The following is a 23,396-nucleotide window of genomic DNA, read 5'->3' as shown; positions in this document are numbered from 1 at the left end:
ATCAGCGGCAGCCCAAGCCCCGGGATCACCCGGGGCTTTTTTTTGCGTTCTCATCATTTTGCGGGCGCCAGTGTGCCCAAAACGTCGCTGTGGCTCCCGCTTGTCCAAGCAAGCCTCCTGCCGGTCATCATGGGGGCTGAGGTCCAGCAGTGGCCTCGCAGGTGACGTTCGCATTGATGGCTCCCACTTCAATCGAAAAGGACTTCCTCGTCGGCCAGTGGTCTGTTCCTCTGGAGCAGGACCCGCTGTCTTTCGGGTTCTTGAGCCAGCCCGTGCTGGCGGCCACGGACCCCCTTGCTCAGCTCGGCGCTGCTGCGGAACCCCTCAATCTCCCGTTGGCAGAAGTGTCTGCCAGTGGCCTCGACTGGGCGCGCATTGATGCTGCCGTTGCCAGCCTCAACGGCCAGCACGGCAGCGCTGTATTTCAGGGCAGCACCGATCTGGATCTGGCCGACTATTCCACTTTGGTGGATCTGGATCAGCTGACGGGGCTGACCGTTGTGGACGAGCCCCACCTGCTGCCCTCCACGCTGCTGGAGGCCAACCCGCCTCCACTGCTGTGGGATGCCTTCAACAGCGATCAGCTGCTGGTTCACAAGGGCAGCGGCGACATCGACCTGCTGGCGGGCCTGGAGGCCCTGCGGCTCGGTGATGGCGATGATGCCATCGTTCTCCTGCACGGCCAGCCCGATCAGCTCTGGATCGATACCGGTGCCGGCGTTGATACGGCCACGGTGCATGCCAGTGAGGCTCCGCTGATCGACCAGTGGCGTGGGCTGGAGCAGCTCCGCTGGCAGGCTGTCGATGGCGCCGGCGTTCCCCTGGCTCCCCTCAGCCAGCTGGGCGCTGACCACCGTTTTGTTCTGGACGAGGATCAGCCCTTCAGCCTGGCGCTGTCGGATCTGTTCCCTCTGGATGGGCAGCTGGTGTCTCTGCAGCTCCAGCCGCTCAGTACGGGGTCGGTTGATTGGCTGGCAATGGAGCAGCGCCGCCCCGATGCCACCCTGGCTGAACGGCTGGTGATCGAGACCCTCTTCCGCGATGGAGGGGGACAACTGCTCAGCCCTGATGATATCGCCGCCCTGCAGCCTGGCAGCCTGGTTCAGGCTGATCTGGTGGTCACCGACACCCGTGCTGATGGTGCCGGCTTGATCGGTTTGGATCTTGATCTGCAATGGGATCCGGCTGCCCTGAACCTGCAGAAGGTCACCCTCGACCCCAGCCTGCCCCTGTTCCGGAACAGGGGTGATCTCGATCTTGCAGCCGGCCGCCTCAGCGGCCTGGGGGCCGCGGCACTGCCTAGTTCTGGGACAGGGTCCGTGCTGGGGGATGGCCTGCGCGATCTGTTCGCGAGTTTGGTATTCGAGGTGGGCAGCATCGGGCCTGAGGGGCTGAATCTGCAGATCAGCCCCAACAAACTGCCCACCAGTCGCAATCTGCCCCTTGATCCCGCCCGTGTGCTGGCGGTGGGCAGTGATCCAGCGCTGATTCCGGTGATCCATGGCCTGGCCGACCAGGGCCAGGTGGGTGAGCAGCGCTTCCTGGCGGAAGGCCTCTACGCCGACGGACGCCGCTGGCAGCAGCAGCTCAGCCTGGTGATCAACAACGTCAACGACGCCCCCGAAGTCCTGCCGGCCCCGCCGCTCACCGCTCTGGAGGACCAGCCGCTGCAGCTCGATCTCAGCGCCTTCTTCCGCGATCAGGATCTCGGGGTGGGCGATCGGCTCAGCTTCCGGCTGCTTGATGCTCAGTCGGATTGGCTGGTCCTGGATGCGACCACCGGTCTGCTAACCGGCAATCCCGACCAGGCCCAGGTGGGCAGCTGGCTGCTGCAGGTGGAAGCCCGTGATCAGAGCGGGGCCAGCGCGGTTCAGACCATTTCCCTGCGCATCGAGAACGTCAACGACGCCCCGCAGTGGAGTGGCGAGGAGCTGCCGCTGATCCTGCTGCGAGAGCAGCGGGAGTTCAGCATCACCCTGCCGACGGATCTGTTTGGCGACCAGGATTCCGGTGACAGCCTCAACTACAGCCTCGATCTCGAAGGACACCCCGACCTGGCCAGCTGGCTGCGGATTGATCCCTTCACGGGCCTGCTCAGCGGTGTTGCGCCCCTTGCCGGCGGGGAGCCCGTCAGCCTCACCCTCAGTGCCACAGACCGCGATGGTCTCCTCGCCAGCACCCGCCTGCAACTTCAGGTGGTGGATCAGACTTTCAACAGAGCGCCCTATCAGGTGGGCGAGCTGCCGCAGCAGCGCACCATCCGTGAGGGAGAGAGCCTGAGCTTTGACCTCCCCTCCCTCTTCCGTGATGACGATCGACTGATCGGCGATCGACTCCGTTTCGAGGTGCAGGCACCCGATTGGCTGAGCTTCGATCCTCAGACGGGGCGCGTCAGCGGCTTGGCCGATAACGCCGCTGTTGGCACCCACACCGTCAGCTTTCGCGCTCTGGATCTTGATGGTGCCGTGGCAGCAAGCACCTTCCAGCTCACGGTGCAAAACGTGAATCAGGCGCCTAATCGCCTCGCTCCGGCGAGCGAGGGGCTTCTGCTGCAGGTCGGCTCGCGCTTCCAACTAGATCTCGACACGATATTTAGTGATATCGATGACCGCCATGGCGACGCACTCAGCTACAGCCTGAAGGCCCGCAGCACCTCCAGCTTGGGTATACCCGACTGGCTCAGCTGGAATTCGGCGACCGGTGAACTCAGCCTCAGCCCTGGCACTGATGATCGCGGCTTGCTCAGCCTCCAGTTCATAGCCGCCGACCGCAGCGGCCTCACCAGCACGTATCAGCTTGATCTCGGCATCACGGCTGCCGATGGGCTGGTGGAGGTCAACCAGGTCCTGCAAGACCTTCGACTTAAGCCCGGCCAGTCCAGCGTTGTGGAGATCGCTGACGCCTTCCTGCAGCTCAGAGGTGGTCAGCTCGATTACAGCTTCGAATTGCTGCGTCCCGGCATCGACGGCCGTCTCACACCGGTGAGCGCCGATCAGGCCGGCTGGATCACCCTGTTGGATAGAGGCGCCCAATCTCCGCAGCGATCGGAGCGGATCACCGTGGAGCCGGTTCTGCGGCTGCTGGAGACCGGTGAGCTGATCAGCGCGGCTGATCTTGCCAACCTGCGGGCCGGTACAGGTGTTCAGCTCGCCATCAGCGTGGCCGATCTGCGCAACGCCAGCACCTCCCCTGGGGTGATCGGTCTCGATCTCGATCTGGAATGGCAGGGGCTGACCCTCTCGCCGGATCAGCCAGCTGATCTCCGCCAGGCCATTAGCGATCTGTTCCCGCTGTTTCGCAGCGCCGATCTCACCGGTCTAGGCCAGCAACGGCTGCGCTTCAGCGCCGCCAGCCTGCCGGCAATGGGCCTGGGCCAGGCCCTGGGCGATCAACCCGGTGAATCCTTCCTCACCCTCAACTTCCGACTCGACGACCCTGGCCGTCCCGTTCGCATTGATCTCACCCTCAAGGACGAGAAGCAGGGTGGACTGGGCCTGGGGCTTGCCGATGGCAGCACTGGCGATGGAGTGCTGAACCTGCTCGATCTGAGCAGCACTCCCCTGTTCGAGTTGCGTTTCGATCCAGGCGTTGAGCAGCTCGGCAACTACGCCGTGCGGCTTCAGGCACAAGGCTCAGATGGCGATGCCGTCAGCCAGATCTTCCGCTTGAACGTGGGTAGCGACAAGAACGTGGCCCCGGCCCTGGCTGCCAGGCCTGGGAGCCTGGCTCTGAACGACAGCACCGTGGAGCGCTACGCACTTGACAGCCTGTTCCGTGATTCCGATGGAGATGCCCTGCGGTACAGCCTCCGATTCAGCGGTGTGGATCAGGACCAGGAACGCCTACTGAGCGAGGCGATTCGGGTCGTCTACAGCGAGGGGCGTGCGCTTCTGGAATGCGCCATCCCAGGCCTGACGCAGCCCATCCAGGCGGCCATGACCATTGCCGCCAGCGATGGTCTCCAATCCGTCGCGCAGACCATTCAGCTGCGGCTCAATCCCATTAGTGAGCTGGTTCCCCTCTATGCCAATCCCCATCACTCTTCAGTGCATGGCGGTCAGCTGGTGGGTCTGGCCGATCTGTTTGCCGCCCCTCCACTGCAGTTTGGTGATGACCAGGACAGTGTCGAGCTCGACCTGCGCTCCGATCAGCTCCTGACGCTGCGCCTCTCGGCGGCGTTTCGTCGTCTGGCCGGGCTGAACGCCGAGCAGGCGACTCAGCTGGAGAGCACTTGGCTGGCTGCGATGGCTGGAAACGACGACGCTGATCGGGAGTGGCGCATCCCGATCAGCGAGCTGGCGAAACTGGTGTCCCGGGAGGCGGCAGCGTTTGATCTGAACTGGCTTGAGATCTTGGCTCCCGGTCAATCCAGTAGCACCGTGGCCATCGAGCTGGCCACGCGCAGCCGCGTTGAATCCGATGACGAAGGCGCCAGCTATGGCTTTAGCCAGAGTCCGTGGGAGCGGGCACTGCTGATGACCCGCTCGGAGGGGGCGCCTGATGTGGCCACGCCGGCGATGGAGCGACAACTTGCTGATCTGCTCAATCGCAAGGGAGGCCGCCTCGCCGTCGACGATGACCTGGCAAAACTCACGAATCTGGGCGCCTCCCACTTGCTGGCCTGGCGCAGCAAGGCGGATTTCCAGTCGGCGGTGGAGGGCACCCTTGAGGATGACCGCTCCGTGGTGATGCTGAGGGTTCGCTCATCTACCGATCCGGCTTCACAGAATTTGTACAGCCAGGCGGAGGCCGCTTATCAGGTCCGGGAGTTGACTGTTCTCTCCAAGGACGACGACCGCTTCGCGGGTCTGGCCATGGACGCGGGATTGGAGGAAGGGGCCGTGATGGCAATGCCATGGGATCCCCTGAGCTTCACTCTTCTCAAGGCGGCGGATGCCAATGGCTTTTTGGATGCAGATCCCTCGCGGCTCGGTACCCAGGTGGTGGTTGAACTGGATGTATCCGGTTCTGGCCTGCTGGAGGGCGAGCTCAATGCCTACCGCAAGTTCGTAGCGCCAGACACTGTGGCTGCAGCGGCACTGCAGGGGCTGGTGCTGCGGGATCTCGATGGACGGCCGATCACCCAGCCCGGTTGGTACGACTTCACCCAACGGTTCGATGCCGCTGGGCGGCCTGTGGGGGATGGCGCCCGCTTCGTGGTGCAGAGCATCGATGGCGAGCGGCGCATTAGCAAGATCTTGCTGACCCTGACGGATAACGGCTTCGGCGACAACAATCTCACCCTCGGCGTGATCGATGACCCGGGTGCCCCAGTGAAGATCACGGCTGCACCAATCACGCCAGCTCCGCTGCCAGCACAAACCCCGTCGCCGACGCCTGCGCCAAAGCCTGCTTCCACTCCCCCTGTTGATGCCGTGAGTTCTGCCCCAGATGCAGCCGGCAATGACGCCGATGCGATTGGATCAAGTGGTGCAGGTGCCGATGACACGGCCGCTGGGTCACAGGCTTCCGCTGGTGGTGGTGAGACAGCTCCGACTGGTGGCCGTCGCAATGGCTCCGATGACACCCCTCTCGATGGCGAGGACGCGACCGGCCGCCCCATGCGGCGCAGCCAAGCCCCCCTTGGTGCTGGCCAATCTGATCGGCCGGATCTGTCGTCGCCTGGATCCGCTGGGTCACAGGCTTCCGCTGGTGGTGGTGAGACAGCTCCGACTGGTGGTGGTGAGACAGCTCCGACTGGTGGCCGTCGCAATGGCTCCGATGACACCTCTCTCGATGGCGAGGATGCGACCGGCCGCCCCATGCGGCGCGGCCAAGCCCCCCTTGGTGCTGGCCAATCTGATCGGCCGGATCTGTCGTCGCCTGGGTCCGCTGGGTCAGGATTCAGGCGCCAGCGCAATGGTGAGCCCGAGTCGGACAACCCGCTGCAGAGCCTGTTCAACCAGTTGATGGGCAAAGTTGGAGAACCATCCACCATGGTCGGTCTGATGATGGGGATGCTGGTCATGCCCAGTGGCGTGGAACGCGGGCTTCGCTCTCTGCTCGAGTCGGGTCTTGGCCGCTCTATCCAACTCCAGCGTCGCAACCCGGAGCTGGAGGCCGAGTGGCCGTTGTGCTTGCCACAGCGAGACGGGCATCCCATCCAGCTACAGCTTCGTCTGGTCCAGGGACGTCTGAGCCTCCTGTCTCAGCCGCTGATCTTCGACCCAACCGACCCGGCTGGGCCCCGAAGCCCAGCCATGCTCGATCTGAACCAGGGGGGTGCTCTCTGGCAATTGCTTGGCTGTGCCAGCAGGCCCGGTGAGCTGATCGCCCAGATCAACCAGCGTTTGGATCAGTTGCTGCACGACCCCCTCGATGAGATAGATATCGTCTGGACTGCTTGGCTGGACGAGATCCGCAAGCAGTGCCGAGACGATGAAGATCCTCATGTCTGGAATAGTCTGGATATGTTGCGCCGTGATCTGGTAGCAGCCCAGGCTGTTGACCCTGGGCTTGCAGACGCTCTGATGTCGATGCAACTACTTGACTGCCATGTGAGACTAGGGGGCGGACTCCCTTGGTTGAGAAAGTCCTCCCAGTGAACCATCGCTTGATGCGGGATTACCCTCTTGCCCATTTAGTTATTGGCGATAATATTTTCACTGAATAGCCTTAAAGCTTTCTGGAACCTTCTTCTTCGCCTGTGAGTGGTACCACGGTTCTCTTTGCGCTAGAACAGGCTAGTGGCAGGGATCTGATCTCACTGCTGTTCCGCTTTGACATGGCCGAATCATTCGTTCGCCAGCTCAAGGAGCGGGAGGTGGTTTTTGCCCATGCTGATCTTTCCGATCCCGACCAGATCCATGCTGCTGCTCTTCAGCAGTACTGTGAAGAGAATGGCCTGACTACTCTCGAGGATCGTCAGCGCTGGTGCCTCACGCATGGCATGACCAGTGAAGATCTGGTCTCCGAAGCCATCCACGCTTGGCGCCGGGCCGAGCTCCGCGAGCAGTTGGTGACGGCCTCTGGCGAAAGTCTGTATCTGCGGTACAAAGACAAACTAGATCGGGTTCTCTACGGTTTGATACGAGTTGCTGATTCCGGGCTTTGCCAAGAGCTCTTCTACGCCATCGAGGCCGGCGAGATCACCTTTGCTGAGGCTGCGACCCAGTACTCCAACGGGCCGGAAGCAAAGACACAGGGCATTGTTGGTCCTGTCGATCTCACAACCCCTCACCCCGAGGTGGCAGCGCGTTTGCGTACTGCCCAGGCTGGGCATCTGATCGGACCATTTCAGGCCGATGAATGGCATACGTTGATTCGTATGGAGTATCGCTTTGATAGCGAATACGATGACAATACCAAGCGTTTTCTTGAAGAGATTTGCTTCAAATCTCAGATTGGTACTGATATCCAGAGTGATCTACAAGCGCTGATCGGCTGGTTGAACAGCGGCAAGTCTTGAACCATGCAAATTTCTAATTCCCAGCTCGCGACCCTTGAGGCTTTGGCCAGCCAGCATGGCTGCCCCCGGCGCGAGGTGCCGCCTGGCACCGTTCTGCAGACCCGTTCCGCCAGTCAAGAAATTCTGCTGATTCTCTCCGGCTCCTGCCGTGTGCTGGATCCCGCTCGTCATTTCGGCTCCCTCACCGTGATGCGTGTCGAAGCTCCCTACATCTGCGGTGCCCTTGCCCTCTTGGAAACGCAGTTGGTGGAGGAGGTGACCGCCTCCACCAACTGTGAGCTGATAGTGCTTGGTGTCACTCCATTGCCGGCAGACTTGGCGGCAGCGGTGAAGTCATTGCTGAATCAGGCGGTTTCTCCCAGTGAGCTACCTCTGCTGCATCATTTGGTGGCCACGGGTTCTCTGCCTGTGCCGCTGGATCAGCGAACCCCTGCGATTTACCAGCGACGCTGGCGTCTGGCAACCTCTTCGGATCTAGATGCCCCTACCGCGGGCCTGATCTATGCGGATCGGCCTGATCGGGGCTTCCGACATGGTCAGCTGATCAGCGCCGCAACCTTGCGCCAGTTTTGGTCCGACAGCGCCCTACCTCGGGTGCTCGTTTGGTCTGAGCTGGATGGAGAGCGAGCGGCCAGCATGCCAACTGCGATTGCTGGCCCAACTTCAGCCACACCACCATCGCTTCCTGCGCCAACCGCCTCACCGCCTGCACGACCATTGCAGGATTCTTTGGCGCCAGACCTTGGCCTGCTTAGCAGCGCCACCGGCCAGGAGCTTGGCCGACGGGTCCGGGAGCTGGGCTATGCGCCGGTGAGTGGGCGCACCCCGGAAAAACGACAGGAGGCGGTGCTGGCGATGATCAGCCAGCATTTCTCTCTCCCCACGCGGCGAGACACCCTCCGCAAAGCTGGCACGTTTCTGGTGTCCAGTAAGGGTGGCCCCACCTTGGACAAGCTGATCACCGTGATTGATCAGCTCGGCCTGATTGGCCGGGTTGTCACCTGCCGTCCCGCTGATGCCAATCGGCTGCCCACCCCAGCCATAGCTCTGGATGAGCATCAGCAGCCACGGCTGATAGTTGAAGCGTCGGCCCATGGTCTGCTGTGCCTGGATCCTGCCGCTGGCATCGGGCTTATTAATGTCGAGTCGCTGCTACCCAGCTCTGCCACCAATCTGCGCGTTGTGGTGGTTAGTGCGGGCTCGAATACCCCCAGGGCACGCTTTGGCCTGGGGTGGATGCTGCCCTATTTGAGTAATTACAAGCTGCCGCTGCTGGAGGTGTTTATCGCCAGCTTCATCACCCAGCTCTTCGCTTTGGCGACACCCTTGCTGTTTCAGCAGATCATCGATCGGGTGATCGGGCAGGGTGCTTCGAGCGCACTCGGAGGTTTCGCTGTTCTGATGGTGTTGTTCATGCTGCTTGAGCTTGTCTTCAGCAGCCTGCGCACCTTTCAGTTCATGGAAATATCAAACCGCATTGATATAACGATTGGCTCGTCAATTATTTCGCGCTTGCTTCGTCTCAATGCTCGTTATTTTGAGAGGCGACCTGTTGGCGAGCTTTCCAGCCGTCTGAATGAGCTCGATAAAATTCGTAGCTTTATAACCGGGACTGCGCTTACCGTTGTTTTGGATGCGATTTTCGCTCTGCTTTATTTCGGGGTGATGTTCTTTTACTCTCCCCTGCTTTCGGGTATTATCCTTGGAAGTATTCCTCTGCTTCTGATAGTTATCTTGGGGCTCACGCCGGTCACTCAGAAGCTCATTCGCCAGAGGGCAGAAGCCCACTCCAAAACCCAGTCCTACATGGTTGAGGTTCTGAATGGTATTCAGACCGTCAAGCTCCAGAATAGCGAGCTAACTGCTCGTCGGAACTGGGAAGATCGGCATTTGGATGATATCAACAAAGGCTTTCGTACCGTTCTCGCCAATACGGCCAGCTCGAATACGCTTCAGTTGATCAATAAAACAACGAACATCCTTGTAATTTGCGTAGGGGCCTGGTTGGTTCTGGAAAATGAGCTAACGCTGGGAGGCCTTATTGCCTTTAGAATCATTAGCGGATACGTTACTCAGCCAATATTGAGACTCGCTAGTACCTGGAACAATTTTCAGGAAGTTTCAATGGCGGTGGAGCGTCTTGGTGATGTAGTTAACCAGCCCCTGGAAACAGGTGATCATGAAGAGACTAATATTGCGATGCCGCCGATCAAGGGGAGGATCAACTTCGATCAAGTTGGCTTTGGCTACGGCAGTACGGCAAATCCGCAGTTGGCTGGTGTCAGTCTTGAGATACCCGCCGGCAGCTTCACGGGAATTGTTGGTCAGAGTGGCTGTGGCAAAAGCACCCTTCTAAAGCTGATCCCGCGTCTTTATGAGCCGACCAAGGGCAAGGTTCTGATTGATGATCTAGACGTCGGTAAAGTTGAACTGTATTCGCTACGCCGTCAGCTCGGTTTTGTGCCTCAAGACTGTCTTCTTTTTGAGGGATCGATATACTCCAATATTGCCGTTGCCGATCCTGAGGCCGAGGCCAGTGAGGTGATAGAGGCCGCTAAGATGGCTTGTGCCCATGAATTTATCATGGGCCTTCCCTATGGCTACAGCACTCCTCTCGGGGAAAAGGGCGCAGGTCTTTCTGGCGGTCAACGCCAGCGAATTGCCTTGGCGCGCATGCTGCTTCAGAGCCCAAGCCTGATCATTTTGGATGAAGCAACCAGTGCCTTGGATGTTGATACAGAACAACAGGTCGTAAGCAACTTGCGCCGGCATGCCAAAGGCCGCACAATGCTGATGATCACCCATCGCTTGTCAACCCTCACTAAGGCTGATCAGATTGTGATGATGCACGAAGGACGAATTGATTCGGTTGGGACTCACGATGAGTTGATGGCTAAGTCTGGGCGTTATTTCGCCCTCTATCAGCAGCAGTTGGGTGGATGATGAAATCACTCATTACACGCCTATTCACCCCTGGAGATCGAGTTCAATCATCCATGTCCTCCTCTGCAGAAGGAGAGGTTGAAAAGAACCATCAGCTGCTGCTCACTCCGCCACCTGTCTGGACCAGGATCATGATCTGGGGGCTGAGCATCGGTTCGGTTTCTCTTGTGGTCTGGGCTTCCGTGAACAAACTCGAAGAGACCTCAAGTCTGCCTGGCCAACTTGAGACATTGAGCTCCGAGGTCAGCATTAAAAGTCCTGACACTGCCTTGGTGGCAGAGGTGAAGGTTCGGCAATACCAGACTGTGAGCGCCAGACAGGTTCTTTTTGTGCTGAGCCGTGAGGATCTCGATCCACGCTTGCAGAGCTTGAAACGCAAGATTTCCATGCTGCAACAGAGGAACTCCCAGGAGCAGCTCTCTTTCCGTAATCGCCTGCTCCAGACCAAGGCCCAGATTCGACTTAATGCAGATATCGTTGCGCGCTTGGCGGGTTTGTTTAAGCAAGGATCTGTTCAGGAGGTCCAGCTACTTGAGAAGAAAAACCAGTTGTTTCAAAGTCGTCAGGAGTTTCAGGTCCTCCGTGCCGAGATGGCAAAAGCATCAACCAACTTTCGGATCGAGTTCAATGATGTGAATAACCAACTGGAGGAGCTGCAGGGCCGTTCCAAGCATTTCGATATTCAAGCGCCGATCGCTGGCACTCTCCAGCGAATGGCAGTTCAATCCAAGGGAGAGCGGGTGCAGGCGGGAGATGTACTCGCCACGGTTGTTCCTAAAGAAGGCCTGATCGCTTCCGTGCAGGTGTCCTCGCGTCTGGCCGCTCCTATCACGCCAGGTAAGCCGGCCGAGATCACCGTCGATGCGTTCCCGTCCAATGACTTCGGCACCCTCAAGGGGGAGGTGGAATCTATTTCCCCCACCACCTCAACCCCTGATGCCAAGGGACAGGCTCCGGCCTACATGGCACGCATCCGTATTCCTCCGGCCGGAATCCCAGCGCGCTTCCCTGCGGAGTCCTTGCGTTCCGGTATGGGGATCACGGCACGGGTGGTTCTCGAGGAGAAACCGATGATTAGTCTCGTGTTTGATTTCGTGAATGACCTGTTCAAGCCCATGACCGAACGCCGCTGATCTGGACTTCTCGCTCGTTGCGCGAAGGCACCGCGATCCTCACTCTCCCCGTTGTTTTTAATTCTTTACATCCTCTGATGACTGATATCCCTGCTAATGCTGGCGAGGCGCCAGCAGCTGTCGAACAGCAACCTGTTCTCACCATCGGTGACCGCAACTACCCCATCAACAGCCTTCCTGACGAGGCCCAAAAGCTGGTGCTGGCTGTGCGCGACTGCGAAGAGCAGATCACCCAGCTCAAGCGCCGTCTGAATTACCTCGAGATCGCCCGCCGCACCCTGATTCAGGAGTTGACGGCCCGCTTGCCCAACTGACAGGGCCACTTGGGATAGAGCGGTACTCGAGCCATGCCGACTTAGGCCGCAACACGAGCGCGGAGCTTCCCAGTGTGGTTGGTCATAGCTGAAGGTCGTAAACTCGTTTGATAGTGGATAACGAAATCTCATTAAGTTGCCCTCTGATAGCCCTTGCTCGAGCAGCCGCTTGCCTTGCCATTGTTGCGAAAGATTGCGCGTCTTAAGTTTTCGCAATCAATCGCGATTGTTCCTTGGCGTAACTCGTTGAGGTGTCAATGTTCGTTTTGCGCGAAGTCGCCCTTGTCCGCAGCGGGTTTGCTTGACCCTTGCGTGTGTGGTGCGTTTTGATCAGCTCAATGTTTTGCGGTAACAAAAGCCAGTGCTCTTTTCGCAATTTTGGCGACGCCGCTCAGATGAGAGTTTTGATGCTGGTGTGTTGACGGATCTAGCGGAGCTGGGCTCGCGCTCCTCCTTGCCATCGTTGAACGTTGACGTGTCGCTTGCTGAACGGTCTGCTGGCCTGACTTCGTTCCCTAGATCGTCACTGGTGGCAGGCGCACCGTCATCCACCGCTGTTTCTCAGAGCCCTCTGGTCCCATTGGTGCTGACTGGGACGTCAACGCCTTCTGGTGTTTCCTTCGCTGCGCTGTCGGGTGCGAGCTGGGCTGCCGCCGCCGCCGTGCCAGTGGCTGCCAGCATCGTTCGCTCATTGGTGGCGGCCTCTGTGGATCTTCCTAAGACGCTGGCGGCGGTGAGGTCTGCACCGTCTGACGATGACGATGACTCTGCACCGTCTGACGATGACGATGACGATGACGATGACGATGACGATGACGATGGGGCCCCCTCGCCCCAACCCGCGCCAGGGGGGGCTCAGACGTCTGAGTTTGATGGACGCGACCAGGGCGGTGACGATGGGGATTTTGAGACTGCTTCCTCTCCCGATCAGCTGCTGGCCTGGAATCAGCTTGCCCTGGATCTGGCCACTGCGGCTCGCAGGGGGCCCACCATCAGCTCCCGTCTCTACTCCCTGGTGAACACCGCTCTCTATGACAGCTGGGCGATGTTTGATGAGGACGCTAAGGGCTCGATTTACAATCATTTATCCGAACAAGATCTTGAGGATCTTCTCGATCAGACGGATGATTTAGATCAAGATTCTGGATTGCAGCGCCTGCGCGATGCGGTGATGGCAGTAGCTGCCGACACCGTGATTCGCACGGTGGGTGCCACCCTGTTCAGTGGTGGCGTGCTGCCGCAGACATTGCTGGATCGCTCTGCAGCCTTGATGGAGCTGCAGCTGGCTGCCCTTCAGCCTGGAACACCAGAGGGCGCCGCTCTGCGCGCTATTGCACTGAACCTGGGGGGGCAGGTGTCTGCGTCCATCAACAGCTATGCCCTGCTGGATGGCTCGAATCAGCAGAACAACTATGCCGACACCACCGGCTATGTGGCCACTCCAAGCCGCTTCGACCCCACCAACCCCAGGGACACACTCGACACCACCTGGCAGCCGCTCACCCGGCCCGACGGCAACGTCCAGCGCCCGCTGACACCGCACTGGGGGGAAGTGACCCCCTTCGCTTCGGGGGCTGATCTGGTGCCCGACTCCGTTCTCACCCCCTACACAAGTGACGGCAGTCTGAACCCCTTGTTTGTGGCTGAACTCAATCAGGTGTTGGAGTACAGCATGAATCTCATGGCTACAGAGAAAGCCATCGCGGAATACTGGGAGGCGGGCCCTGGCTCAGCCTTCCCCCCCGGTGTTTGGATGGGTTTCACCAACGACCTCATCCGGGACCGCCAGCTGTCGCTTGATCAGGCGATGAAGCTGAGCTTTGGGGTCAGCCAGGCGCTGATGGATGCTGCCATAGGCTCCTGGGCAACTAAGTATGAATTCAACTCCGTTCGCCCGATTACGGCGATTCGTGAGTACTACTACGGTCTCAACACTACGGATTGGGGCGAACAGCTAACCGATTGGCGTGAGACCCCTCTTGATGGACAGGCTTGGCAGCCATATCAGAACCCTGCCGCGTTGACGCCAAACTTTCCCGATGTGAATTCGGGCCACTCGGCTTTTAGCAGCGCAGCTTCAACCTTTATTCGTAATTTCCTGGGCAGCAACGTATTCGGAAAGTCGGTGACATTGGCTGACAATGCCTCTCGCTTTGACCCCAACGGCTTTGACGGGCAGCCGGGCACTGGTACTGCGATCACGCTGTCCTGGGATTACCTCAATGGTGCCGCTGAGCAGGCCGGCCTCTCACGCCTGTACGGGGGCATTCATTTCAATGATGGCAACTGGCTTGGCCAGATCCTTGGCACCCGTGCCGGCAGTAATGCCAGCTTGAAGGCCTTCAGCCTCTTCGGCGATGAGGACGATGAGGACGATGCCGCAGCCACAATTCGTCAGGAATTTGGCACCATGACGGCGGATGTGCTCACGGGCCTTCCCGACGAGGACACGGAGGGTGTGCGGGAGTCCTATGGGTTTGGCGGCAACGACCTGCTGATCGACCCGGGGACTGATGGCCATCTGAGCCTATTCGGCGGCGATGGTCTTGACCGTTTCAGGCTCTCCGGAGATGGAGAGGTCTGGATCCGCGATCTGCAGGCCGGCGAATTTATCGAGCTGCATCGCGACGTGTTCGACAAGCACCAGTCCCTAAGTGATGTGGCCTTCGTGGCCTCGGATCAGGACCCAGGGTTCACCGATCTCACCCTCGGTCAATCGGTGCTCGCCCGGCTCGATGGACTCTGGTCGAGCGCTCAGGTCAACTTGGACATCTGGGCTTGAGTTCCGCCGTTGGGCCCGCCGATGCGATAAAGAGGGAAGCGGTAAGGCGCGTGCCTGTGGGTCACACCCTGGTCATTGTTGAAAGTCCGACGAAGGCCCGCACGATCCGGGGTTTTCTTCCCAAGGATTTCAAGGTGGAAGCGTCGATGGGGCACGTCCGCGACTTGCCCAATAACGCCAGCGAGATACCTGCGGCGCATAAGGGTGAGAAGTGGGCAAATCTGGGAGTGAACACCGCCGCCAACTTCGAGCCTCTGTACGTGGTGCCGAAGGACAAGAAGAAGGTGGTGAAGGAGCTGAAGGATGCTCTTAAGGGTGCGGACCAGCTGCTTCTGGCGACTGACGAAGACCGTGAGGGTGAATCGATCAGCTGGCACCTGCTGCAGCTGCTGAGCCCGAAGGTGCCTGTGAAGCGGATGGTGTTTCACGAGATCACGAAAGAGGCGATCAGCCGTGCTCTAGAGGAGACCCGCGAGCTGGATATGGAGCTGGTGCATGCGCAGGAAACGCGTCGGATCCTCGATCGTTTGGTGGGTTACACCCTTTCGCCGCTGCTGTGGAAAAAGGTGGCGTGGGGTTTGAGCGCCGGCCGGGTTCAGTCGGTGGCAGTGCGCTTGCTGGTGCAGCGCGAGCGTGCGCGGCGTGCTTTCCGCAGCGGCAGCTACTGGGACCTCAAGGCCCGTCTGGAGGAGGGAGAAGGTGTCTTTGAGGCCAAGCTCAGCCATTTGCAAGGGGAGCGGATCGCGGGAGGCTCCGACTTCGATGAGAGCACCGGCGGCCTGAAGGACGGCAGCAAGGTGAGGCTGCTGAGCGAGGGGGAGGCGCGGCAGCTCCAGGTGCAGGTGCAGGCCAACCCCTGGAAGGTGGGCTCTGTAGAGGAGAAGGCCACGGTGCGAAAGCCAGTGCCGCCATTCACCACCAGCACGCTGCAGCAGGAGTCCAACCGCAAGCTGCGGCTTTCGGCCCGGGAAACCATGCGCACGGCCCAGGGTCTCTACGAGCGCGGTTTCATCACTTACATGCGCACCGACTCGGTGCACCTCAGCGAGCAGGCGATCAACGCGGCGCGTAGCTGCGTCAGTGAGAAGTACGGCAAGGACTACCTCAGCCCCAGCCCGCGCCAGTTTTCCACCAAGGCCCGCAACGCGCAGGAGGCGCACGAGGCGATTCGTCCAGCGGGAGAGGCGTTCCGCACGCCAAACGCCACAGGACTTGATGGCAAGGATCTGGCCCTCTATGAGCTGATCTGGAAGCGCACGGTGGCCAGCCAGATGGCTGATGCCCGCCTGACGATGCTCGCGGTGGAACTGGAGGCCGATGGCGGGGCCCTGGGCCCAGCCCAGTTCCGTGCGTCGGGTAAGCGCATCGACTTCGCTGGTTTTTTTCGCGCCTACGTGGAGGGCAGCGACGATCCCGACGCGGCCCTTGAAGGACAGGAGCTGCTGCTGCCGGCCCTGAAGGTGGGCGACAGCCCTGACTGCAAGTCGGTGGAGGCGCTCGGCCACCAAACCCAGCCCCCCGCTCGCTATAGCGAGGCGGCCCTGGTGAAGATGCTTGAGAAGGAGGGCATCGGCCGGCCTTCCACCTATGCCTCGATCATCGGCACGATCGTGGATCGCGGGTACGCGACGCTCGCCAATAACTCCCTCACGCCGAGTTTCACGGCTTTTGCCGTGACGGCCCTGCTGGAGGAGCACTTCCCGGATCTGGTGGATACCAGTTTCACGGCCCGGATGGAGAACACCCTCGATGAGATATCCCACGGTCAGGTGCAGTGGCTGCCTTACCTGGAGAGCTTTTTTAAGGGAGAAAAGGGCCTAGAAACCCAGGTGCAGCAGCGGGAGGGCGATATCGACCCCGGTGTGTCCCGGACCGTTGAGCTGGAGGGGCTGCCGTGCGTGGTGCGCATCGGCCGTTTTGGTGCCTACCTGGAAACGAAGCGCGTCGCTGAAGACGGCAGCGAGGAGCTGCTCAAGGCCACGCTGCCTCAGGAGATCACCCCTGCCGATCTCGATGGCGAAAAGGCGGAGTTGATCCTGAGGCAAAAGGCGGATGGTCCTGAGTCTCTTGGTGATGACCCGGAAAGCGGAGAGCAGGTGTACTTGCTGTTTGGCCAGTACGGGCCGTACGTGCAGCGTGGCCAGGTGAGTGACGAGAACCCGAAACCGAAGCGAGCATCACTGCCCAAGGGCGCCAAGCCCGAGGATCTGACGCTGGAGGATGCCATTGCGCTGCTGCGTCTACCGCGCCAACTTGGCGATCACCCGGAGGGCGGTCGGGTGGAGGCGGGTCTGGGTCGCTTTGGCCCCTACGTTGTGCACCACAAGGGCAAAGGCGAGAAGGACTACCGCTCGCTCAAGGCTGAGGACGACGTACTGGTGGTTGGCCTTGAGCGAGCGGTGGAGCTGTTCGCCATGCCCAAGAAGGGGCGCGGGGGCCGCACGGCCCTCAAGGAGATCGGAGTCCCGGAGGGCGCGGATGAGGCGATCCAACTGTTTGACGGTCCCTATGGGCTGTATGTAAAGCAGGGCAAGGTGAATGCTTCTTTGCCGGAGGGCACGACGGCCGACACGATCACGCTGGAGCAGGCGGTTGAGCTGCTGGCCGCAAAGGCAGCTAGTGGCAAAGCTGGGGGGAGGAAGCCGGGAGCGAAAAAGCCAGCAGCCAAAAAACCAGCAGCAAAGGCTCCTGCAGCTAAGGATCCTGCGGCAAAGAAAGCTCCCGCTACGACCAAGACCGGCCGTCTGCGGGCCAGTGCGGTGCGTGTGATCAGGGCGGCGGACAGCTGATGGCAGGCGCCGGCCGCACCTTTGGGTCGCTGCTTTGCGCCCTAGCGCTGGCTGGCTGCAGTGGCACCCGCTTCGGCGACCAGCTGGCCCGCAGCTTCTCAGCGCCCCCGGCCCAGCCCGCTCAGCCGGTCTCGCCTGCCCCTAATCCAGCTACCGCCACTCCCGCATCCAAAACTGCTTCCCCCACGGCGGCTTCTCCCAAAAAAGCTGAGCCCAAGCCGGTAGAAGCCAAGCCACCAGCCGTCAATCCCAGTAAGCCAGCCCCCTATCGCATCACGATCCAGCTGCCTTCCGCCGATCCCGCTGCCCCGGCTGAAGCGGTCACAGAAGCCTTGCGGGCAGCGGGGGTCAGTTTTGAGGTGGAGATGATCGAAAGGGTCGGAGCCGCCGCTACGCCGGCGCCTGCCCCCACGGTCACACCGGCGCCGGCACCGCGCTGATGTCGTCCCGGCGTCAACTCAACCGCGGCCAGGCCCGCCAGTTGATGGATACGGCCTATCTCGCCGCCGCCACCGCCCTGCTGTGGGTAGCGCTCTACTACCTGCCGGTGGGCAGCCCCCTATTTCGCCTGGCCCTGCCCCTGCCCCTGGCCCTGTTGCAGTTGCGCCATGGCTGGCGCTGTGCCGTGGAGGGACTGGTTGTGACCGCCCTATTGCTGGTCGCCCTGATGGGTCCGATCCGGGGGCCGTTAGTGGTTTTCCCCTATGGCTTGCTGGCGCTGTGGCTGGGCTGGTGCTGGCGGGCCAGGGTCGGTTGGCGTTCCAGTTGGTGGCTGAGCTGGGGCGTGGGCAGCCTGATCGGTGCAGCCGGCTTCCTGGTGCGGGTGGCGGTGCTCTCGGTGTTGGTGGGTGAGAACCTTTGGGTGCTGATCACCACGGCGGCTGCTGGTTTATTGGAGAAGCTGGCCGGCTGGCTGGGCCTGGCGGCATCGATCGAGCTGGCCCAGGTGCAGCTGGCTGCGCTGGCAATGGTGTGGGTGCAGAACTTGATCGTGGTGCTGGCCCTGCATGCGGTGGCCTACTGGATTTTTCCGCGCCTCCATTCCCCCATCCCAGAGCCCCCGGATGCCCTTCGGGCCCTGGTGGCCCTTGACCCCCTCTGAGTGGCCTGATGGCCCCAGATTCTGATTCCTGGACCCAGGCCCTGGAGCAGGGCTGGCGCCGCAGCCGCACCCTGCTGCTGCTCGCCGCCACCGATACGGCTGCGGTGCCTGGGATTTCCGCTGCCGGGGCCTCGCCCCAGGCCCGGCTGGGCACGGCGGCCGCCGATGCCGAACTGCTGCTGCTGGGCCCCGGTGGTCGCCGCTGCCATGCCCTGCCGCCCCTGCCGGCGGGGGTGAGCCCGGCCCTGATCAGCCATGTGGTGTTGAGTCAGCTGGGGCTGCTGGAGCGCACCCGGGTGCTCGATCTGGGCTGTGCGATCGCGGCGGCGGTGCCGCACCTGCGCCTGCCGGGGCTGGAGAGTGCGGGCCCGGCCCGCTGCCTCAGCACGGGCCGGGCCCTTGCCCCGGCCAGGGTGGCGGCCCTGGTGCAGCGCGGCAGCGCCTGGGGCAGGCGCTGGGATCCGGCCGAGCCGTTGCTGCTGGCCGAATGCGTGCCCGGTGGCACCACCACGGCCCTGGGGGTGCTCGAGGGCCTGGGGGTGGCGGCGGCGGGTCTAGTCAGCGGCAGCTTGCGCCAACCGGCCCACGGGCTCAAATCGGCCCTGGTGGCTCAGGGTTTGGCGGCAGCAGGTTTTGAGGCGGCAGAGTTGGCTGCAGTTGCGGACCCCCTGAGCGTCTTGGCGGCGTTGGGGGATCCCATGCAGGCCTTCGCTGCAGGGCTGGTGGGGGCGGCGGCGGCCCGCGGCGCGCCGGTGCTGCTGGCCGGTGGCAGCCAGATGGCGGCGGTGCTGGCCCTGGCCCTAGCCCTGGCTGAGCCAGGGCAGCGGCCAGCCCTGGCGGATCGCTTGGTGGTGGCCACCACCGCCTGGGTGGCCGAGGAAGCTGGCAGCAACCTGGCCCTGCTGCTGGAGCGCATAGGTGCCCGCTGGCAGGTGCGGCCGCGGCTGGAGGTGGCGGCCCTGCGCTTCCATGGCTGCAGCAGCGCCGCCCTACGCGACTACGAGCGCGGCTACGTCAAGGAGGGGGTGGGGGCCGGCGGCCTGGCCCTGCTCTGGCAGTTGGCGGGCCGGCAGCCAGGGGCCCTGGCGGAGGCCTGCGATGCAGCCTGCCGGCTGGAGCTCGGTGCCTAGGGTCGCTGCCATGGCATTCACTCCCGCTGTGCTCTCCCGTCGCCGGCTGCTGCAGCTAGGGGTGGGTGCTGGCGCTGGCCTGCTGGCCGCCTGCCGCTCCACCGCTGGCCCCGAGTTGCTGCTGGCAGAAGCAGACCTACCAGCCGCCTGGCTGAAGCAACTGCCTGCCCCCTGGCGGACACGCCAAGTAGCTGATGCCGCTGCTGTGCAAAAAGCCGTGCGTGAGCTGGGCCAACGTCCGGCCCCTGGCTTGGTTGCTCCTGGTTTGGTTGCCCTGAGTGACGGCTGGGCCAGTGGCCTGAGCCGGCAGCAGCTCCAGCCCTTTGAGGCGCCGCGGCTGTGGGCTCGCCTGGCCGCCTTCAGTGCCCCGGTGGCCCGCCTGTTTGCCCCGGTTGGTGAGGCGCAGCTGGCCTTCCCCTGGGCCTACAGCCCCTGGGTGATCGCCCTGCGCAGCCGCCCCGACCTGGCCGCCCGTCGCCAGGAGGGCTGGCAGCTGCTGCTTGATCCCAGCCTGCGCCGCCGGTTGGTGCTGCCCTCCAGCCCCCGCATCAGCCTGGAGATCATGGGCGGCGATTTTGAGCGTCTGGAGCGCTTGCGGGCCCAGGCCCTCGCCTACGACGACCGTGACGGCCTCAATCTGCTGCTCAGCGGTGATGCTGAGGCGGCGGTGCTGCCCCTGCAGCGCCTGATTCCTCTGCTGCGCCGCGACCAGCGCCTGGCGGTGATCTGGCCCGACAGCGGCGCGCCGCTCAGCTGGCAGCTGCTGCTGCGGCCTGCGGGAGCTGCCTCATCAGTGCCACCACCACTGGAGTGGCTCGGTGCAGTGCTGGAGCAGCCTCTGCTGGAAGGGCTGCTGGCCCGGGGCTTGGTGCCCCCCCTGCCCCAGGCCGATCTGGCCCCGGTGGCCCGGCGCTTCCCTGCGGCGATGGCGGCGTTGCTGCTGCCGGGAGATGCCCTCCTGGGCCGCTGCTGGAGCCTGCCACCCCTTTCCGTGCCCCAGCAACTGGCCCAGCAAAACCTCTGGGATGCCGCTGCCCCCAGACCCTGAGCCCAGACCCTGAGCCCAGACCCTGAGCCCAGGCACTTGGCTGTGGGGCTCTGTCGTCGCGGGGAACTGTCAGCTTTCCGTACAGCTTGTACAGATTGATGGACACCGCCCGCCCAACCCGTGATTCCACGGATTTCACCACTTACACCCATGTCGACCTCCTTGCATGTCGGCGGTTCGGGCGCACCTGGATCAACACTGTTGAGGAATCTGTACAGCTTGTACAGAACTAGGAACCCATTGCAGCGATCGATCCCCAGCCAGGGCTATCCGGCAAGACCATGCCCCACCTAGCCCCATAGGCGGCGGCGGGGGGCGGCGCTCAGGCGCCGGTGGGTGTCGGCCAGCAGCTCGGGGATGGGTAGCTCGTGGGGGCAGCGGGGCAGGCAGGCGCCGCAGGCGCGGCAGGCCTCGGCATTGAGCTCCTCCCACCAGTGGCCGGCGCGGCCGATCAGGTTGTAGCGCTCCTGGGCAAAGGTCTCCATGCCGTGGCCCACGGCCAGGTTGCGCAGGCGCAGCAGTTCGGGGATCGGCACGCCGTTGGGGCAGGGCAGGCAGGCGCGGCACTGGCCGCAGCGCTCCGCCCCCAGGCGCTCGCGGCCGGCTGCATCCAGGCGCTGCAGGGCTGAGCGTTGTGCGGCACTCAGCCAGGGCGAGGGCCCGCCGATGGCAGCGGCCCAGGCCAGGTCTTCCGGCTGCTCAGCCCCCAGGCTCAAGGTGGAGATCCCCTGATCGAGCAGGAAGCGATAGGCCAGCTCCAGGGGGTGAAACGGGGCGCAGTCGGCCAGCAGCTCCGCTGGTGGGTCGTAGAGGCGACCGCCCTTGTCGGCCGGGGAGATGGCCAGCACGCCGATCCCCTCGCTGAGGGCGGCTCGGGCGATGGACAGGCGGGTCTGGTCAAACAGGTGCACATGCAGGCTGCAGAACGTGAAGCTCCCCGAGCTCAGGGCGGCCTCGATTAGTTCGGGCGTGCCGTGGCTGCTGAAGCCCACCTGACCCACCAGCCCTTCATCTTTGGCCCAGGCCAGCAGGTCGGCGCCGGGCCCCTTAAGCGCCCACTCCAGGTGCTCGGGGCGGTTGAGGCCATGCACGGCCAGGTTGGTGAGCTGGGCCACGCCAAGGCGCGCCAGGATCGAGAGCAGTTGCCCCTGGCCAGTGGCCAGGTCGGGGCCGGGCAGCAGTTTGCTGGTGATGCGCCAGCCCCCCTCTGGGCCCAGGTTGTCCCGTTGCAGGGCCGCTAGGGCCTGGCCCAGGAAGGTTTCGGCGGGCCCGTAGGCAGGGGCTGTTTCCAGGTGGTTGATGCCGGCGGCCAGGGCTGCCCTAAGCACCGCTTCCATCTGGGAGGGGCTGCCCAGGGCCCGCATCGTGCCCAGGCTGAAGGCCGACACCGCCGGCCCGGCGCCGTAGGGGCGCTGCAGTTGGTTTTCAGGCTGCTGGTTCATCCCCAGGTTGGTCGGCTTCGGGACGGGCCTGTTTGAGGTGGCGCACCAGGTCGGCGGGGCTGGTGCTGTCTAGGAAGCGGCGGAAATTGTCCTGCTCCTGGGCGTCGGCCTCCGCATCCACCGGGATGGACGCATCAGCCACAACCTCTTCGAGCATCCAGATGCTGCTGCCGGTGCGCAGGGCGAGGGCGATGGCATCGCTTGGCCTGGCGTCGAGCTCGATGCTGGAGGCTGGCGTTTCCTCGCCAGGCGCCGCCCCTTCCCCATCGCTAGCGGGGCTGAGTTTCAGCACGGCGCGGAAGGTGCTGTCTTCGATTGTGTGGATTACAACCCGGTCGAGCTGCAAACCACCAGCGTCGAGCAGGTCGGCCATCAGGTCGTGGCTGAGGGGGCGGGTCGGCGGTTCTTCGCTGAGGCCGGCCAGGATGTTTTGGGCTTGGGCCTGGTCGATCCAGATCGGCACCTGGCGCCGGCCGGATGGATCGCGTAGCAGCACGATCGGGCTGCGACTGGCCGCATCGAGGGCAATTCCGGCAACGCGCATTTCAACCATGGCCCGGCGCAGCCTTTTGACCGATTATGGCGAGGATGAATCGCCCTGGGCTGGCCAGCTGATGTTTACCGGGCTGGTGCAGGCCACAGGCATGATTCGCCGCTCGCCCCACGGGGTCCAGCTGCAGTGGGCTGCAGCCCCGGGGGCTAGCTGGACCCCAGCGGACCTGGCCCTGGGCGACAGCGTGGCGGTGGATGGGGTTTGTCTCACCGTGGCGGGGCAGCTGGCCGATGGCTTTCGCGCCGATGTCAGTGAGGAAACCTTGGGCCGCACCACCTTGGCCGCCAAGGCAGACCGGGGCGGCAGGGTGAATCTCGAGCCGGCCCTGCGCCTGGCCGACCGGCTCGGCGGCCACCTGGTGAGCGGCCATGTGGATGGGCTGGGGGTGGTGCGAGCCATCGCCCGCCAGGCCGCCTCCTGGCGCCTGGAGCTGGCCTGGCAGAACCCCGCCTACGGCCGCTATGTGTGCGAAAAGGCCAGCGTGGCTGTGGATGGCATCAGCCTGACAGTGGCCGGCTGCGACCCCGATGGCGCCGGCTTCTGGATTGCCGTGATTCCCCACACCTGGGCCAGCACCACCCTGGCGCAGCTGGCCGTGGGGGATGGGGTCAACCTGGAGGCCGACCTACTGGCCAAATACACCGAGCGTTTGCTGGCTGCCACCGGCCCCAGCGGCGCGGCCGAGCCGATCAATGCCCCCTGGCTGGCTGATCACGGCTGGATCTGACGTCTGCCCTTGGCGTGCCTACGGT

At 62.8% G+C, this 23,396-nt stretch carries 14 protein-coding genes; 12 read left to right on the top strand and 2 right to left on the bottom strand.

All coding sequences use genetic code 11. From position 1 onward, the window contains the following. The first annotated feature begins 176 nt into the window (after positions 1 to 176). The 11 genes from U9970_RS09105 (at position 177) to U9970_RS09055 (ending at position 20,649) form a co-directional block, all read left to right on the top strand. Positions 177 to 6,545 carry a putative Ig domain-containing protein gene (locus tag U9970_RS09105; protein ID WP_322763966.1) on the top strand — a complete coding sequence of 2,123 codons (6,369 nt, stop codon included), beginning with the start codon at positions 177 to 179 and terminating at the stop codon, positions 6,543 to 6,545. Positions 6,546 to 6,646: 101 nt separating this feature from the next. Then, positions 6,647 to 7,408, top strand: a complete 762-nt coding sequence (locus tag U9970_RS09100) for a peptidylprolyl isomerase (protein ID WP_322763965.1) — start codon at positions 6,647 to 6,649, stop codon at positions 7,406 to 7,408. Positions 7,409 to 7,450: 42 nt separating this feature from the next. After that, positions 7,451 to 10,351, top strand: a complete 2,901-nt coding sequence (locus U9970_RS09095) for a peptidase domain-containing ABC transporter (RefSeq protein ID WP_322763964.1) — start codon at positions 7,451 to 7,453, stop codon at positions 10,349 to 10,351. A 53-nt stretch (positions 10,352 to 10,404) separates the two neighbouring features. Further along, on the top strand, positions 10,405 to 11,484 hold the full coding sequence (locus U9970_RS09090; RefSeq protein ID WP_322763963.1) for an HlyD family secretion protein: 1,080 nt from the start codon (positions 10,405 to 10,407) through the stop codon (positions 11,482 to 11,484). Positions 11,485 to 11,561: 77 nt separating this feature from the next. Then, positions 11,562 to 11,798 carry a DUF6447 family protein gene (locus U9970_RS09085; protein WP_254962048.1) on the top strand — a complete coding sequence of 79 codons (237 nt, stop codon included), beginning with the start codon at positions 11,562 to 11,564 and terminating at the stop codon, positions 11,796 to 11,798. A gap of 694 nt (positions 11,799 to 12,492) precedes the next feature. Then, positions 12,493 to 14,580, top strand: a complete 2,088-nt coding sequence (locus tag U9970_RS09080; protein WP_322763962.1) for a vanadium-dependent haloperoxidase — start codon at positions 12,493 to 12,495, stop codon at positions 14,578 to 14,580. A 56-nt stretch (positions 14,581 to 14,636) separates the two neighbouring features. Then, positions 14,637 to 17,369, top strand: coding sequence for a type I DNA topoisomerase (topA, locus tag U9970_RS09075; protein WP_322766089.1), 2,733 nt, complete (start codon positions 14,637 to 14,639; stop codon positions 17,367 to 17,369). After that, complete coding sequence (locus U9970_RS09070) at positions 17,369 to 17,809, top strand: hypothetical protein (protein ID WP_322763961.1); 441 nt, start codon at positions 17,369 to 17,371, stop codon at positions 17,807 to 17,809. Before topA ends, U9970_RS09070 begins: the two co-directional genes overlap by 1 nt. After that, positions 17,809 to 18,471, top strand: coding sequence for a DUF2232 domain-containing protein (locus tag U9970_RS09065; protein WP_322763960.1), 663 nt, complete (start codon positions 17,809 to 17,811; stop codon positions 18,469 to 18,471). Before U9970_RS09070 ends, U9970_RS09065 begins: the two co-directional genes overlap by 1 nt. An 8-nt stretch (positions 18,472 to 18,479) precedes the next feature. Next, entirely contained in the window at positions 18,480 to 19,601 is a 1,122-nt protein-coding gene (locus U9970_RS09060; RefSeq protein WP_322763959.1) for a nicotinate-nucleotide--dimethylbenzimidazole phosphoribosyltransferase, read from the top strand. Between the two features lie 10 nt (positions 19,602 to 19,611). Next, positions 19,612 to 20,649, top strand: coding sequence for a type 2 periplasmic-binding domain-containing protein (locus U9970_RS09055; RefSeq protein WP_322763958.1), 1,038 nt, complete (start codon positions 19,612 to 19,614; stop codon positions 20,647 to 20,649). Between the two features lie 290 nt (positions 20,650 to 20,939). On the opposite strand, the gene U9970_RS09050 is transcribed toward U9970_RS09055, so the two are convergent. Together U9970_RS09050 and U9970_RS09045 are read right to left on the bottom strand one after the other, a co-directional pair. Then, positions 20,940 to 22,013 carry an aldo/keto reductase gene (locus U9970_RS09050; protein WP_322766088.1) on the bottom strand — a complete coding sequence of 358 codons (1,074 nt, stop codon included), beginning with the start codon at positions 22,011 to 22,013 and terminating at the stop codon, positions 20,940 to 20,942. Positions 22,014 to 22,074: 61 nt separating this feature from the next. Continuing rightward, on the bottom strand, positions 22,075 to 22,644 hold the full coding sequence (locus U9970_RS09045) for a bifunctional nuclease family protein (RefSeq protein WP_322763957.1): 570 nt from the start codon (positions 22,642 to 22,644) through the stop codon (positions 22,075 to 22,077). 61 nt (positions 22,645 to 22,705) lie between these two features. Here U9970_RS09045 and U9970_RS09040 point away from each other — a divergent pair, with 61 nt between their 5' ends. After that, positions 22,706 to 23,371, top strand: a complete 666-nt coding sequence (locus U9970_RS09040; RefSeq protein ID WP_322766087.1) for a riboflavin synthase — start codon at positions 22,706 to 22,708, stop codon at positions 23,369 to 23,371. Positions 23,372 to 23,396 lie beyond the last annotated feature (25 nt).

The organism is Cyanobium usitatum str. Tous, assembly GCF_963920485.1.
In the GTDB taxonomy this organism is placed as follows: domain Bacteria; phylum Cyanobacteriota; class Cyanobacteriia; order PCC-6307; family Cyanobiaceae; genus Cyanobium_A; species Cyanobium_A usitatum_A.
The sequence above is the reverse complement of the archived record's forward strand: the minus strand, read 5'-3'. Positions and strand labels throughout refer to the sequence as shown.